The organism is Staphylococcus caeli, assembly GCF_900097965.1.
Lineage (GTDB): Bacteria > Bacillota > Bacilli > Staphylococcales > Staphylococcaceae > Staphylococcus > Staphylococcus caeli.
Window position 1 is genome coordinate 82,422 of sequence record NZ_FMPG01000007.1, and the last position, 15,711, is coordinate 98,132.

Consider the following 15,711-nt stretch of genomic DNA (forward strand, 5'->3'; position numbering starts at 1 on the left):
TCTCTCCCATTTATAAGAAATAACGTTGTATATCGTTCCACGTTACTAAGACCATAATGATTAATACAAATACTGCTCCGATTGCTACAATCGTTGTTTCTGCTTTTTTATTTACTGGTTTTCTAAAAATCGCTTCGTAAATTACAAATAAAATACGTCCGCCATCTAATGCTGGTATAGGTAATAGATTCATTAAACCTAAGTTGACACTTAATAATGCCGTCCATGAAATTAAGTTAATAATGCCCGTTTTGACGACTGAATCTACAGTATGGTATATACCAACTGGTCCATTCAACATATCAAATGAGAAATGACCTGTGAATATACTTGCAATCATACTTACAATTGCAGTAAATATAAGTTTACCTGCAACTAATGTACGTTCAATACCAGAGGCAATCGGTTTAAACAGTGTATGCTCTGTACTTGATTCATAACCTAATATGTAGCGTGTTTGAGTTTTAGTTTTTGTTACTTTTTGTTCTACTTTTTTAGGTTTGATATTCATAGTTTGTTTTTTGCCATCACGCTCAACTGTAATCTTCGTAGATTTATTGGCAATTTTTTCTACTGCATCGTCAATGTCTTTTCGACTAGAGATATTATTATTATCAATCTTTACGATTGTGTCTCCAGCTTTAAGCCCTGCATGAGCTGCTGGTGAATCTTTCATAACTTTTTCTATTGAATTCGTTGGGGTACCTTGATAATATGCAAGCCCAATAAACAATACAAGTGTAAGTAAAAAGTTGAATAACGGTCCCGCAAACAAAGTTAAAAACTTTTGATACGGTTTTTTATACGTAAATTGTCTATCTCTAGGTGCAATTTGAATTAAACTTCCATTTTCAACAAAATAAGACTCTTTTGCAATTGTGTATCTATGGCGTTCTTGATCATAAGGTGTAACACCTTCTATAAACAATCCATCTTTAAAATCACATTGTTTTACTTCAATTGCTTCAATTTGTTGGAATTTGTGTTGATCATCTAATATTATATGCGTAATTTCTTCTTGTTCATTTAATTTGATTTTCACATGCATGCCTGGTTGTACAGGGGGTTCTTCTAAGCCGTCTCCAGCCATTCGCACGTACCCGCCAACAGGTAATAAACGAATCGTATATAGGGTTTCATTTTTTCTGAAGCTAAAAATTTTCGGTCCCATACCAATTGCAAATTCGGGACACATGATTCCTGCTCGTTTTGCAAAAAACATATGACCATACTCATGCACGGTTACGAGGACACCAAAGACAATAATAAAAGAAATAATTGTTACTAGAAAACTCAATTTGATACACCTCATATTTTCTAAATAAATTGACTGCGATTGCCACATAAAAATAGCATGTTAATTTATCGCACTTTAGGTTATAAAAGTATAACATACCTCTACGCTATGACACACGTAACTTTAATAATTAGCCTTATCATTAAACTAAAATGAACTTAGTTACTACAAAACACACGCAGCTCAATATATGCTCACCTTGTCAAAAGGAGTTAAGAACTGCAGAACTGCTATACACACAGTGACTACATTCATTAACTCCTTACAATTTTATATCCAATTGTTTAATACTTCGCTATGTTTTTTAAATTTGTATTAACAAGATATTTAATAATGGTAATACAAACATAAAACTATCGAATCGATCCAGTATACCACCATGTCCTGGCAATATTCTACCTGAATCTTTAACACCGAAATGACGTTTGAAGCCTGACTCAACTAAGTCTCCTAATTGACCAAACATACTCAATATAATGGTAATGATGAGTAATAGCCACATTGCTGTATTAAAGTCCACAAACAACATCATAACAAGTGGGACAATAAGACTACAAATCAATCCACCGACAAAGCCCTCAACCGTTTTATTAGGGCTAATAACTGGCCAAAGTTTGTGTTTACCCATTAATCTACCAAAGATATAAGCACCTGTATCCGTTAACCATACGACTAGAAAAGCAAATAATATGTAATGTAAACCTTCTGAACGTGTTTCATACAAATACATAAAGCCAATACCGACATACGCGATAGACATGAGACAGAATGCTGCATCCATAAAACTAAATCTATTTTTCGAAAGTACGGTATAACTTAATAATATAAAACTCATTGCTATTAAAGATTTCAACTGAAGATCATTTACCCAGCTACCCGCATCTTGAGGTAACATTATAATTAAAATACCTAATGCACTTATTAATCCTGGAATGGATAAGAACTTAATCATATTCATATTGAGCAATTCTTTTAAAGCTATGAACGCTAATAAATATGAAAATAGCATTAGTATAAAGCCGCCCTTTAATAATACTGGGAGGAACACGATAAGTGCTATAATTGCCGTTAAAGTTCTAACTTTCATACTATTCTCCTAACTATTATAATCCACCGAATCGACGTTGTCGTGATTGATAAATTTTAATACAATTTATTAATTCTTCTTTATCGAAATCTGGCCATAATTTATCGTTGAAAATAAATTCACTATACGATACTTGCCAAATTAGGAAATTACTTATTCTTTGTTCACCAGAAGTTCTTATCAGTAAATCCGGGTCTGGATAAGCATGAGTCATCAGATGATCATCAATCATTTGTTCTGTAATTTCATCACTCGTCAGACCTTCAGCAGTTAATTGGTCATAGATTGACTTCACACTGTTTACAATTTCTGCGCGGCCACCATAATTAATTGCAAAAATTAATTTTAAACCTGTATTATCTTTTGTGTCTTCTTTCGCTTTAGCAATTGCATTAAGTGTAGAAGTTGGTAAATTTTCCATAAATCCTATTGTCTCAACTTTTACGTTATTTTCTATCAACTCTGGTAGAAATGTTTTTAAAAAGTTAACTGGTAAGTTCATGATATAATTGACTTCACTTTCAGGTCGCGTCCAATTTTCTGTAGAAAATGCATATAATGTTAAATATTTTATTCCTAAATCACTGGCAACTTTAGTGATTTTTTTTACGGTTTGCATACCTTGATAGTGACCTTTAATTCTAGGCAGTTTTCTTTGTTTAGCCCAACGACCATTACCGTCCATAATGATAGCCACATGTTCAGGTATGTTATGTAATTCCAATTCGAAGTTGGATATGGTTGGTAGATTTTTTTTCTTCTTCATTAACTTTTTAAACATGGTATTTCCTCCGAGCGTGATCATCTATGTTTATTATAATTGGTTCTAGATGCAATTATCTACCATTTTATCATAATAGATAGATGCATTGAATAAACAAATAAAAAAACTGTACCAAAGTCTGATTTGATACAGTTCAGATAAAATATGATGAGCTTCTTTTAGGACAATATATAGTTTAGCGCTTTCGAAGTCACTATATTGAAGCTTATCATTATTACCATGATTATACTGACATTATATCTTGTTCTTTTTCTTCTAACAATTTATCAATTTCTTTAATTGAATCGTCAGTTAATTTTTGTACATCATCTGTTTGAGATCTTAAGTCATCTTCAGTGATGTCGCCATTTTTTTGTTGTTTTTTAAGTTCATCGTTTGTGTCACGACGTACATTTCTAACTGCAACTTTCGCATCTTCACCTGTTTTTTTAACTTCTTTAACTAGCTCTTTACGACGTTCTTCAGTCAAAGCAGGAACACTAATACGAATAACTTCGCCATCACTTGAAGGATTAACACCTAAGTTCGCAGCATTGATAGCTTTTTCAATATTTCCAAGTGATGTTTTATCATATGGAGAAATAACTAGTAAACGTGCTTCTGGTACATTGATACTTGCAAGTTGTTGAACTGGTGTTGGTGCACCATAATAATCAACATTAACACCATTCAGTAAGTTAGAGTTTGCTCTACCAGCACTGATGTTAGCTAATTCTCTTGAAAGGTTATCTATAGATTTTTGCATTTTTGATTTTGTTACATTAATAATGTCACTCATAGTCATACACCTCTAATTATTTTGTAATTAATGTTCCTATTTTTTCTCCCATAACAGCACGTTTAATATTTCCTTCTTCTGTTATAGAGAAGACATTCAATGGGATATTATTATCCATACAGAATGATGAAGCTGTTGAATCCATGACTTGTAAACCTTCTTGCAACATTTGAATATGCGTTAAGTGTTCATATTTAATCGCATTAGAATCGACTTTAGGATCTGCTGAATAAACACCATCAACATTATTTTTACCCATTAGAATGACATCGGCTTCTACCTCAGCAGCACGTAAAGCTGCAGTAGTATCTGTAGAGAAGTAAGGGTTACCTATACCAGCTGCAAAAATAACAACACGTTTTTTTTCTAAATGTCTAATTGCACGACGGCGAATGTAAGGTTCTGCTACTTGTTTCATTTCTATTGAAGTTAAAACACGTGTATCGCATTCTAATTGTTCAAGGCTATCTTGTAATGCCAAAGCATTCATAACCGTAGCAAGCATACCCATATAGTCTGCAGTACCACGATCCATACCTAAGTCACTACCTGTTTTACCTCTCCAAATGTTACCTCCACCAACAATAACAGCAATTTCGCAATCCATTTTTGCTACTTCAGCAACTTGTTCTGCAACACTTTTTATTATAATTGGGTTGATTCCAAATCCATCTTCACCTGCGAGTGCTTCGCCACTTAATTTTAATACAACACGTTCGTATTTAGAAGTTTGAGCCATTGTCTTATCCTCTCTATTGTAAAAATATGTGAATTATACAAGTAAAGAAGACACAATAGGTCTTCCAATACAAAAGTGAATCTTTCATACGGAGCACAAAAGGTGTCTTCTTACTTGTCTAAACTATGAAAAATTATTTCATTTGTCCTTTAACTTCGTCAGCAAAGTTTTCTTCACGTTTTTCCATACCTTCGCCTACTTCATAACGTACGAAGTCAACTAGTTTACCACCTTTAGATTTTAAGAAAGCTTCAACTGTTTGATCAGGATCTTTTACAAAGTTTTGGTCAACTGCACAAATTTCTTGTAAATATTTACGTAAACGACCTTCTACCATCTTTTCTACGATGTTTTCTGGTTTACCTTCATTAAGTGCTTGTTGTTTTAATACTTCTCTTTCATGTGCAATTTCTTCTTCGCTTACTTGTTCAGAAGAAACATATTTAGGGTTAATCGCTGCAATGTGCATTGCTACATCTTTAGCTGCTTCACCATCAGTTGAACCTTCAACGACAGTTAATACACCGATACGACCGCCCATGTGTAAGTAAGCACCGAACGCATCATTGTCAGTTTTAGTTCTGATAGCAAAACGACGAATGCTTAATTTTTCTCCAATTGTTGAAATTGCTTCTTTTACGCGTTGATCCACTGTTTTACCATCTGGTAAGTTAGTTTCCAATAACGCTTCAACTGTGTCTACTTTAGTGTCTAATACTTGAATAGCAATTTCTTTCACTAATTGTTGGAAACCTTCGTTACGTGCTACGAAGTCAGTTTCAGAATTGATTTCTACAATTGCTGCTTCGTTGCCTCTTTCTTCAACATGTACTAAACCTTCTGCCGCAATACGGTCAGATTTTTTAGCAGCTTTAGCGATACCTTTTTCACGTAAGAAATCAATTGCTTTGTCGATGTCACCATCAGTTTCTGTTAACGCTTTTTTACAATCCATCATACCAGCGCCAGTTTTTTCACGTAATTCTTTTACAAGTTTAGCTGAAATTGCCATTTCAAATTCCTCCATTATTTAATGAATTTTATTATATTTATTTTAAAAAAAGGTGATAAGCTTAAATATCTTATCACCCATTTTACATTATTCTTAGTTTGATTCAACAGAAGTGTTTTCTTCAGTTGTTTCTGCTTCAGTAGCTTCTTTTGATTCGTTTAAATCAATGTTTTGTTCAGCTGCTACTTCTTCATTTGATACACCTTGTTGACCTTCTAAGATTGCATCTGCCATTTTACCAGTTAATAATTTAACGGCACGGATAGCATCATCGTTTGCAGGGATAACGTAATCAATTTCATCTGGGTCGCAGTTTGTATCTACAATACCTACGATTGGGATGTGTAATTTACGTGCTTCAGCAATTGCGTTGCGCTCTTTACGAGGATCAACAACAAATAATGCTTGAGGCATAGATTTCATATCACGAATTCCGCCTAAGAATTTAATTAAACGGTCATATTCTTTTTTAAGTTCTACAACTTCTTTTTTAGGTAATACTTCGAATAAGCCATCTTCTTCCATTTTTTCAATTTCAGAAATACGTTTGATACGTTTAGAAATTGTTTTATAGTTAGTTAAAATTCCACCTAACCATCTTTGGTTTACGTAGAATTGACCAGCACGTTCTGCTTCAGCTTTAACTGATTCTTGTGCTTGTTTTTTAGTACCAACGAATAAAACTTTTCCGCCATCTTCTGATACTTGTTTGATGAAGTTATATGCTTCTTCTACTTTTTTCACTGTTTTTTGTAAATCGATAATATAGATACCGTTTCTTTCAGTGAAAATATATCTCTTCATTTTTGGGTTCCAACGGCGTGTTTGGTGACCGAAGTGAACACCTGCTTCTAGCAATTGTTTCATTGAAATTACTGCCATAATAAAAATCCTCCTATTGGTTTATTACCTCCATAAAAAGCTCATATAAACACGACAATTAAATGTCGCACCCTTTATACTTTCACTTTTTATGTGTGTATTGGCTTCATAGCCGACAATAAATATATCATATTTGTAGTTAGAAATCAACACTTTCAAATCAGTAATTTATACATTTATTTTGTCTTATAGAGATTACTATATGAAAGTATTTAAAGTGAAAATAAACACATTTGTAACTGAGTTGATTTTTGATATTTTTCAGAGATTAAGCCCAAGATACAGGCGTATCCTAGGTTCAACTTTTAACTGTATATGAAATTCATCCGTCTCTTATTTAATTCTTTCTAATTCATCTAAGAATTTTTCTTTTTTAACTTTAATAAAAGTACCTTTCATACCAAGTGAACGTGATTCGATTACACCAGCACTTTCAAGTTTACGTAAAGCGTTTACGATAACAGAACGCGTAATACCAACTCTATCAGCTACTTTAGATGCGATTAATAAGCCTTCTTTCCCACCTAATTCTTCAAAAATGTGTTCGATTGCTTCGCTTTCAGAGTAAGATAATGAATTAATTGCCATACTTATCGCTGCTTTGTCTCTTGCTTCTTGCTCAACTTCATTATGTTTTTCACGTAATATTTCCATACCAATGACTGTTGCTGCATATTCACCAAGAACTAAATCATTTTCTGAAAAATCTTCAGTCACACGGCCCAGTACCAAAGTACCTAATCTTTCACCGCCACCTAAAATAGGAAAAATTGTCGTTCTACTGTCTTTAAATAAATCTTTGTTCTCAGGCGGGAATACTGTAAGTACATTATCAATATCGATATTAGATTGTGTTTCTCTAACATCCATTAATTGATCCGTATACGCTACAGGAATATGTCTATTTTCAAGCATTTGAATAATACGTTCATTTTTCAATAATTCATTCAAATTAGAACCTAAAATTTTCCCTTTTCTAGATACGATAAATACATTTGTAACTGTTACATTACTGATTGTTTGTGCAACATCTTTAAAATCTACAGCAATACCTTTATGTTTTTGCAAAAGTGTATTTAATTCTCTCGTTTTCGATAATAAGCTCATATTTCTGCTCCTTTATATTTATATTATAAAATAAATGCACTTAAATCTTTATTTATTGAAATTGACTTCAACTTATCATCAACATACTGTGGTGTAATATCTACAACCGCATTAGGCATATTAGGTGCTTCAAATGATAAATCTTCCAGCATTTTTTCTAGTATAGTATGCAGTCTTCGTGCACCAATGTCATCTGTATCTTGGTTTACTTTGAAAGCAATTTCTGCTAATCGCTTAATTGATTCATCAGTGAAATTGACTGTGACATGTTCTGTATCAAGTAACGCCTCGTATTGCTTGATAAGTGATAACTTAGGCTCAGTTAAAATGCGAACAAAATCTTCCACTGAAAGACTCTCCAATTCTACACGAATTGGGAAACGCCCTTGTAATTCAGGAATTAAATCACTTGGTTTAGATACGTGAAATGCACCCGCACCAATAAACAGCATATGTTCAGTATTAACAGTACCATACTTTGTTTGGACCATGCTACCTTCTAGAATTGGTAAGATATCTCTTTGAACACCTTGTCGTGAAACATCTTGACCAGAGTTTTGATTGTTAGTTGCAACTTTATCTATTTCATCAATAAAAATAATACCCATTTGCTCTGCAAGTTCAATTGCTTCTTGATTTGCTGTCTCTTGATCAATTAATTCATCCGCATATTCATCTGTTAATATTTTGCGAGCTGTTTTAACCGGCAATTCTCGTTCAACTTTTTTCTTCGGCATAAGTTGATTCATCATATCTTGCATCTGTTGGTTTTGATTTGTACCTAACATTCCCATTGCAGCAGGGTCTTGTTCAACTTTTAATCTCACTTTTTCTTCTTCAAGTGCGCCATTTAATAATTGTTGTTTAATTTCAGAACGTTTTGTTTTCACTTCTTCAGTTGGCGCTTCATCTTCCTCTTCATTGTTTTGACCAAAATTAGGAATCGCACCTCCAAAAAGTGATTCAAGCGGATTATTCGTATTGCTATTATTATTTGCTTTTTTCTTCATGCTAGGCACAAGTAGTTTTACTAATTTTTCATTAGCTTTAGCTTCTGCTTCATCTTTAACAAGCGCTTTTTTCTGTTCTTTTACAAGCCTTACCGCAACATCTACAAGATCTCTGACCATACTTTCTACGTCACGACCTACATAACCTACTTCAGTAAATTTGGTAGCTTCAACTTTTATAAAAGGTGCACCGACAACTTTCGCCATACGTCTCGCAATTTCTGTTTTACCTACACCTGTTGGTCCAATCATTAATATATTTTTAGGTGCAATTTCTTGTTTCTCTTCATCAGTTAATAAACTTCTTCTATAACGATTTCTTAATGCAATCGCAACTTTTCTTTTAGCATCATCTTGACCGACGATATACTCATTCAATTTCGAAACAATATCTTTAGGCGTAAGCTTTATACCATTTGTCTCCATGCGTTGCTATACCTCCATTATTTTGAATTCTTAAAATTTTCATCTTAATTTTATTTTTCAGTGAATAGTTCATATAATTTAGCGGTCCTCAATCAAATAGGATGACACATAGTAACCTGCCTCATTTTATAATTTTCACTATAACTTTTCAACGATGATTTGATCATTTGTAAATACACATATATCGGAAGCTACTTTTAAACTTTCGTATGCCATTTCACTGGCTGATAAATGCGTTGCGTTACGCTTTAACGCTCTACCTGCGCTTAAAGCATAATTTCCACCTGAACCAATAGCAATAAGATTGTCATCTGGGGCAATAACTTCACCTGTACCGCTTACTACTAGTAAAGACGATTCATCCATAACAATTAGCATGGCTTCTAATTGCCTTAGTTGTTTGTCGCCACGCCATTCTTGTGCTAACTCCACTGCAGCACGCTCTAAATTTCCACCAAATTGCTGTAGCTTAGTTTCGAATTTTTCAAATAAAGTAAATGCATCTGCCACACTCCCTGCAAATCCAGCTAAGACTTTGTCATTATATAATCGTCTCACTTTTCTTGCAGTTTGTTTCATGATGACTTGTTCACCTAAAGTTACTTGTCCATCACCCGCCATCGCTGCGTGGCCATTATGTTGTACTGCAAAAATTGTTGTTGCATGAATAGATGTACTCATTAATCAATTCTCCTTTTTTGCACGTGGATGTGCATTTAAATATACTTTTCTTAATTGCTCATTTGTTACATGTGTATAGCGACCAGTTGTAGATAAATTAACATGACCTAATAAAGATTGCACAGTTCTTAAATCTGCACCTTGATTTAGCATATGTGTTGCAAACGTATGCCTTAATTTATGTGGGTGGATTTCCGTGACACCAGCTGTACGTTTAACAACATCATTTAATACATAACGTATTCCACGTTCAGTAATAGGTTCACCTTTCATATTAACCAATAAAAATTCATGGTTAGCATTCAATTTAGGCTTAAAAGTCGTCACATACCTTTCAATACTTTGTTTACAAAATTCTCCAAAAGGAATGAAACGTTCTTTGCCACCTTTCCCCAGCACTTTTACACCTGGAGCATTCATATCAATATCTAATGTTTTTATATGAACTAATTCGGACACTCTTATACCAGTAGCATAAAGTAATTCCAAAATCACTCTATCTCTCAACCCTTTTTTCAAATCATTTTCAACTGTATTGAATAAAGCTTCCATTTCTTCTTCGTAAAAAAAGTGAGGTAAGTAATGTTCTTTTTTTGGATGTACGAGTTGTATAAAAGGATTAATAACACTTTCATCTTGCGTCATCCAATACTCATAAAAACTTCTTAGCGTTGAAATTTTACGGGATACTGATGTTCTTTTCAAGTTTTTTGAATATAGATAACTTAGGTAGTTTCTAGCATCTTTATATTCAAAACCTTCCAATGATAAATGTTCTTGTGCCAAAAAAGTATTGAATTGTGCTAAATCATCATGATACGACTTCAAGGTATGCTCTGAAAACTGTCGTTCTACTTTCAACATAAACAAATAAGCCTCTTGGATTTTTTCCAATAAAAACCCCTCCATCAATATGAATTGTAGCATATTGATAGAGGGGACTGCGAAAAATATCTATTAAATTAAGGCGAACTTTCGAAATTTTCGGAAAGTATTGCCATCGAATACAATTTTACAATGTCTGTTTATAATTACCTAAATATGTTAGTGCACGATTTGCTAATGTTTCATAACGCTCTTTTTTATCTTTAATTCTATTTTCCAATGTTGGTAATAAACCAAAGTTGGCATTCATTGGTTGGAAATTCTTCTCATTTTTAGCATGCGAAATATAATATGCCATACTTCCAATCATTGTTTCTCGTGGGAAAATAACTTCACCCTTATTTAACACTTTATGTGCAACATTGATACCTGCAACTAAACCACTTGCTGCACTTTCAACATATCCCTCAACACCCGTCATTTGACCTGCAAAGTATAATGTCTCTCTACCTTTTAGTTCATATGTTTCAGATAAAACATCCGGTGAGTTGATAAAAGTATTTCTATGCATCACACCATATCTTACGATTTCTACATTTTCTAAACCTGGAATAAGACGAATAACATCTTTTTGTGCGCCCCATTTTAAATGTGTTTGAAACCCAACAATGTTATACAGTGTACCAGCAGCATCGTCTTGACGTAACTGTACAACTGCATATGGTCTTTTACCAGTCTTAGGATCTTCTAACCCTACAGGTTTCATAGGTCCGAATAACAATGTTTTTCTACCACGTTCAGCCATAACTTCAAATGGCATACACCCTTCAAAGTATTTTTCTTTTTCAAATTCATTGACAGGTGCTACTTCTGCTTCCATCAATGCATCATAAAAAGTATTAAATTCCTCTTCTGTCATTGGACAATTTAAATAGGCTGCTTCACCTTTATCGTAACGTGATTTTAAATATACTTTATTCATATCGATACTATCTTTTTCTACAATTGGTGCAGCTGCATCATAAAAATACAATTGATCTTTACCAGTAGCTTCGACTATCTCATTCGCAAGGTTATCTGTCGTTAACGGACCAGTTGCGATAATGGTATAGCCTTCTGGTATTGAATGGATTTCTTCATTTAACACTGTGACATTGGGGTGATTTTTAAGTGTATCAGTGATATAACCGGCAAAATCATGGCGATCTACAGCTAACGCACCACCTGCAGGTACGCGTGCTTTATCAGCCGCACGTATGATTAATGAATCTAATCGTCTCATCTCTTCTTTTAAAACACCGACTGCGTTTGTTAACGCATTACCTCTTAATGAATTTGAACATACAAGTTCTGCAAATTTATCTGTATGGTGCGCTGGCGTTTGTTTTACAGGCCTCATTTCAATTAAATTCACTTTTATTCCTCTTTGTGCCAATTGATATGCCGCTTCAGAACCTGCTAACCCAGCCCCAACTACATTTACAACTTGAGCCATATTATTTCCTCCTATACAAAAACGCAACTTAGACATCGTATCATAATTATAAATACAATTTTATTATAAATATGTGTCATAAGTTGCGCTTATTTATTACTAACGTAATTGTTAATCATTTAAATCTCAGTTTAAAGTTACTTGCTTATTTCTGTTCTGCTTCTTTATAATCACAATTTGAACATACTACCTGGCTCTTACGACCTTGTTTTTTCTCAACTAGGTAGTCTTCACATTTAGGACATGCACGACCTATTGGTTTATCCCAACTAACAAAATCACATTCTGGGTATTTTGAACAACCATAGAATATGCGATTTTTCTTAGATTTACGCTCTACTACATCGCCCTCTTTACATTTAGGACAAGTAACGCCAATTGTTTTAACAATTGCTTTAGTATTTCGACAATCTGGGAAATTAGAACAAGCCATAAATTTACCATAACGTCCCATTTTAATAACCATTGGTGAACCACATAACTCGCAGTCCTCTCCGGCCGGTTCGTCTTTAATTTCGATTTTTTCCATTTCTTCCTCAGCACGTTCAACATCTTGTTTAAAACTGCTATAAAAATCAGAGATTACTTTTTTCCATCCAATTTCTCCATCAGCAACTTTATCCAACAATGTTTCCATGTTTACAGTAAAATCGACATCAATAATTTCAGGGAAGTAATCTTTTACCTGCTCATGCACAATTTCGCCTAATTCAGTAGGTACAAATCGTTTACTTTCATTCTTAACATAATTTCGTTTCTGGATTGTATCAATAGTTGGTGCATATGTTGATGGCCGACCAATTTTCAGCTCTTCCATTGTTTTTACCAGTCGTGCTTCAGTATAACGTGGTGGTGGCTGAGTAAAGTGTTGCGAAGGTTCAATTTTAGTAGCAGTTACCATTTCGCCTTCATTAATATTAGGTAATTTATTATCCTTACCGTCTTCACTATCATCTTTTGTTTCAACATATAAAGTCATAAATCCTTTAAATTTAATTGTTTGGCCATTAGCACGGAATTTTATGTCATTTTGAGTTAAATCCATTGCTACTGTGTCCAAAATCGCTGGCGCCATTTGACTTGCTACAAATCTTTCCCATATTAATTTATACAATCTATGTTGATCACGCGTTAGATATGGTTTCATATCACTCGGTGTACGTAATGTACTTGATGGTCTGATTGCTTCATGGGCATCTTGATCCCCTTGACCTTTTGCTTTACGCTTCGAAGTATAATTTTTACCATATGTTTCTTCGATATAGTTTTGAGCCTCAGATTTCGCTTGCTCAGAAATTCTAGTTGAGTCTGTACGCATATATGTGATTAAACCTACAGTCCCCTGTCTTTTCAAGTCAATACCTTCATACAGTTGCTGAGCCAACATCATTGTTTTACGTGCTTTAAAATTCAATTTTCTTGCTGCTTCTTGTTGTAATGTTGATGTTGTAAAAGGATTAGCAGGATAACGAGTCTTTTCCTTTTTCGTCACTTTAGTAACTTCAAATTGATCGCCATCCAATTGCGTAGTCACTTTTTCAACATCTGCTTTTTCAGTAAGTTTAAATGGTTTATCTTTTAAATGTAAAAATTTAGCTGTGAATTTTGATTTTTTATATCTAAACTCACCTTCTATTTTCCAATATTCTTCAGGTTTAAAGTTTCTAATCTCATTTTCACGATCAATGACTAATCTTAATGCAACGGATTGCACACGACCTGCAGAAAGACCTTTTTTAACTTTTTTCCAAAGTACTGGTGAAATATTGTAACCAACAAGACGATCGAGAATACGTCGTGCTTGTTGCGCGTCAACTAGTTCCATTTCAATACCGCGTGGATGTTTAAAGCTATCTTTTACAGCATCTTTTGTTATTTCATTGAATACTACTCTATTTTCATTTGAGTCTTCTAAATCTAATATATTTGCTAAATGCCAAGCAATCGCTTCACCTTCACGGTCAGGGTCACTCGCTAAGAATATTTTTTTTGCTTTCTTAGCATGTTTTTTTAACTCTTTAACAACTGGCCCTTTACCACGTATCGTAATATATTTGGGTTCATAATCATTCTCAGCATCTACGCCCATTTGACTACGAGGCAAATCTCTAACGTGCCCCATAGATGCTACGACTTTGTATTTTTTCCCTAAATATTTTTCAATGGTTTTTGCTTTTGCAGGCGATTCAACTATGACTAAATTCTCTGCCAAAGTAGTTACCCCCTTGCATTTTCTAATTACAAAGATAAATGATAAACGGTGTATTTTGTTTTTGTCAATGTTTTTAATTTTAAGTCGAATTAATTTGAAGCCGCTTATCACATAATATTTATAAATATTGACAGTTTCTGCACAGTTTTAACAACTAAATTTTTCACTCTTTCGCATTTTATTAAATATTATTATTAATGAATGCACTAAATATAATCTTCTAATATATCTTCGACTGATCTAATAATTTTGGCTCCTTCCTGTGCGCTACGTAAATTCCCTTCAGTCATTTTATTAAAAATTGGTCCAGGTAAAACATAAACTTCTCTATTTTGTTCAAGTGCACAATTCGTCGTAATACATGTACCACTTTTTTCTGTTGCTTCTGTTATAAACACCCCTCTAGATAAACCACTTATAATTCGATTACGCTCAGGAAAATGATATTTATATGGCTTTGCATTTGGGATGTATTCACTAATTACAATACCCGTTGCCTCAATTTTATTTCTTACGTTCTGCGTAGATTGTGGGTAATGATTTAAATGCCCAAATCCTAAAACAGCAATTGTCGGCATTTTATAAAATAAAGCAAATTGATGTGCCATTTTATCAGCACCATATGCTAAACCTGATACGATTGTTAGATTATGCTTTTTAAATGAAGGAAAAAATTGTTGAAGTGTATGCCAAGTGTAATCGGTAGCTTTTCTTGAGCCAATAATAGCAAGTGTTTGAGGTGATTTTATTACATTTAAATTCCCTCTGTAAAATAGTATAAAGGGAGGATTATGAATTTCTCGTAATAATGGAGGATAAGTATGTTGGTCTATAGTTATATAATTGATATGCCACGCTTGCAATTGTTGCTGCAATTGCACCAAATCAAATTTTTCAAATAATTGGTAAATGTTCTCTTTGTTTTTAGATTTTAAAGTAGTTAAAAATTGTTGAAGTATAGAGCGTTGTTCTAATTCATTGGCCAACATAAAGGTGGGAGCAAAATTGAGTAGTTGATAAATTTGTGTTGTAGAAAGTCCTGAAAATCGAAGTCTTAAATAGTGTTTGTCATTCATTAACATTGCACTCCTTTATAAGCATTATTATAAAGGAAATCACACTAAATTCACTTTACAATTCAACATCAATTCACGTTAAAAAGTAATGGTCTTTTAAAGAGTAATTTCATAAAATCATTTTCTAATCACTTTATTGTTATTTTAATAAAAGGCTGTACACTTTTAACGGTTGGTGAGTAAAATCATCAATCGTTTTTTTTATGTTTGAATACAAAAAAAGCACAAATATCTCTATAATTATAAGCGACGAAACCATAATTAAGGAGAGATATCTGTGCCGTATACTTATAATAAAAC

Annotated in this window: 14 protein-coding genes; all 14 read right to left on the bottom strand. The window is 33.5% G+C overall.

Annotated features, from left to right (window positions below; translation table 11 throughout):
- Nucleotides 1-10: 10 nt before the first annotated feature.
- Nucleotides 11-1,297 (bottom strand): RIP metalloprotease RseP, encoded by a 1,287-nt coding sequence (gene rseP / locus BJS11_RS08720; protein WP_069995770.1) that lies wholly within the window; start codon nucleotides 1,295-1,297, stop codon nucleotides 11-13.
- Between the two features lie 304 nt (nucleotides 1,298-1,601).
- The gene (locus BJS11_RS08725; RefSeq protein ID WP_069995769.1) at nucleotides 1,602-2,384 is read right to left on the bottom strand and encodes a phosphatidate cytidylyltransferase; all 783 of its coding nucleotides are present in this window, start codon (nucleotides 2,382-2,384) and stop codon (nucleotides 1,602-1,604) included.
- Between the two features lie 16 nt (nucleotides 2,385-2,400).
- Nucleotides 2,401-3,165 (bottom strand): undecaprenyl pyrophosphate synthase, encoded by a 765-nt coding sequence (uppS, locus tag BJS11_RS08730; RefSeq protein ID WP_069995768.1) that lies wholly within the window; start codon nucleotides 3,163-3,165, stop codon nucleotides 2,401-2,403.
- Between the two features lie 226 nt (nucleotides 3,166-3,391).
- Nucleotides 3,392-3,946, bottom strand: coding sequence for a ribosome recycling factor (gene frr, locus BJS11_RS08735; protein ID WP_069995767.1), 555 nt, complete (start codon nucleotides 3,944-3,946; stop codon nucleotides 3,392-3,394).
- A 16-nt stretch (nucleotides 3,947-3,962) separates the two neighbouring features.
- Nucleotides 3,963-4,685 carry a UMP kinase gene (gene pyrH, locus BJS11_RS08740; protein WP_069995766.1) on the bottom strand — a complete coding sequence of 241 codons (723 nt, stop codon included), beginning with the start codon at nucleotides 4,683-4,685 and terminating at the stop codon, nucleotides 3,963-3,965.
- 133 nt (nucleotides 4,686-4,818) lie between these two features.
- Nucleotides 4,819-5,697: a translation elongation factor Ts gene (gene tsf / locus BJS11_RS08745; protein ID WP_069995765.1), complete on the bottom strand. Its 879-nt coding sequence runs from the start codon at nucleotides 5,695-5,697 to the stop codon at nucleotides 4,819-4,821.
- A 93-nt stretch (nucleotides 5,698-5,790) separates the two neighbouring features.
- A complete protein-coding gene (rpsB, locus tag BJS11_RS08750; protein ID WP_069995764.1) occupies nucleotides 5,791-6,579 on the bottom strand; it encodes a 30S ribosomal protein S2 in 789 nt (262 codons plus the stop codon).
- A 333-nt stretch (nucleotides 6,580-6,912) separates the two neighbouring features.
- Nucleotides 6,913-7,686 (bottom strand): GTP-sensing pleiotropic transcriptional regulator CodY, encoded by a 774-nt coding sequence (gene codY, locus BJS11_RS08755; protein WP_069995763.1) that lies wholly within the window; start codon nucleotides 7,684-7,686, stop codon nucleotides 6,913-6,915.
- Nucleotides 7,687-7,709: 23 nt separating this feature from the next.
- The gene (gene hslU / locus BJS11_RS08760; RefSeq protein ID WP_069995762.1) at nucleotides 7,710-9,122 is read right to left on the bottom strand and encodes an ATP-dependent protease ATPase subunit HslU; all 1,413 of its coding nucleotides are present in this window, start codon (nucleotides 9,120-9,122) and stop codon (nucleotides 7,710-7,712) included.
- A 138-nt stretch (nucleotides 9,123-9,260) separates the two neighbouring features.
- Nucleotides 9,261-9,803: an ATP-dependent protease subunit HslV gene (gene hslV / locus BJS11_RS08765; protein ID WP_069995761.1), complete on the bottom strand. Its 543-nt coding sequence runs from the start codon at nucleotides 9,801-9,803 to the stop codon at nucleotides 9,261-9,263.
- Between the two features lie 3 nt (nucleotides 9,804-9,806).
- On the bottom strand, nucleotides 9,807-10,697 hold the full coding sequence (xerC, locus tag BJS11_RS08770; protein ID WP_069995760.1) for a tyrosine recombinase XerC: 891 nt from the start codon (nucleotides 10,695-10,697) through the stop codon (nucleotides 9,807-9,809).
- Nucleotides 10,698-10,815: 118 nt separating this feature from the next.
- On the bottom strand, nucleotides 10,816-12,123 hold the full coding sequence (trmFO, locus tag BJS11_RS08775) for an FADH(2)-oxidizing methylenetetrahydrofolate--tRNA-(uracil(54)-C(5))-methyltransferase TrmFO (protein WP_069995759.1): 1,308 nt from the start codon (nucleotides 12,121-12,123) through the stop codon (nucleotides 10,816-10,818).
- Between the two features lie 145 nt (nucleotides 12,124-12,268).
- Complete coding sequence (gene topA / locus BJS11_RS08780; RefSeq protein ID WP_069995758.1) at nucleotides 12,269-14,335, bottom strand: type I DNA topoisomerase; 2,067 nt, start codon at nucleotides 14,333-14,335, stop codon at nucleotides 12,269-12,271.
- A gap of 206 nt (nucleotides 14,336-14,541) precedes the next feature.
- Nucleotides 14,542-15,411, bottom strand: a complete 870-nt coding sequence (gene dprA, locus BJS11_RS08785; protein ID WP_069995757.1) for a DNA-processing protein DprA — start codon at nucleotides 15,409-15,411, stop codon at nucleotides 14,542-14,544.
- Nucleotides 15,412-15,711 lie beyond the last annotated feature (300 nt).

Bases quoted from the DNA above. Each gene is read 5' to 3' on its own strand.
- tsf (WP_069995765.1), bottom strand. From the start codon at position 5,697: ATGGCAATTTCAGCTAAACTTGTAAAAGAATTACGTGAAAAAACTGGC.
- hslU (WP_069995762.1), bottom strand. From the start codon at position 9,122: ATGGAGACAAATGGTATAAAGCTTACGCCTAAAGATATTGTTTCGAAA.
- hslV (WP_069995761.1), bottom strand. From the start codon at position 9,803: ATGAGTACATCTATTCATGCAACAACAATTTTTGCAGTACAACATAAT.
- codY (WP_069995763.1), bottom strand. From the start codon at position 7,686: ATGAGCTTATTATCGAAAACGAGAGAATTAAATACACTTTTGCAAAAA.
- uppS (WP_069995768.1), bottom strand. From the start codon at position 3,165: ATGTTTAAAAAGTTAATGAAGAAGAAAAAAAATCTACCAACCATATCC.
- frr (WP_069995767.1), bottom strand. From the start codon at position 3,946: ATGAGTGACATTATTAATGTAACAAAATCAAAAATGCAAAAATCTATA.
- BJS11_RS08725 (WP_069995769.1), bottom strand. From the start codon at position 2,384: ATGAAAGTTAGAACTTTAACGGCAATTATAGCACTTATCGTGTTCCTC.
- pyrH (WP_069995766.1), bottom strand. From the start codon at position 4,685: ATGGCTCAAACTTCTAAATACGAACGTGTTGTATTAAAATTAAGTGGC.
- trmFO (WP_069995759.1), bottom strand. From the start codon at position 12,123: ATGGCTCAAGTTGTAAATGTAGTTGGGGCTGGGTTAGCAGGTTCTGAA.
- rpsB (WP_069995764.1), bottom strand. From the start codon at position 6,579: ATGGCAGTAATTTCAATGAAACAATTGCTAGAAGCAGGTGTTCACTTC.
- dprA (WP_069995757.1), bottom strand. From the start codon at position 15,411: ATGAATGACAAACACTATTTAAGACTTCGATTTTCAGGACTTTCTACA.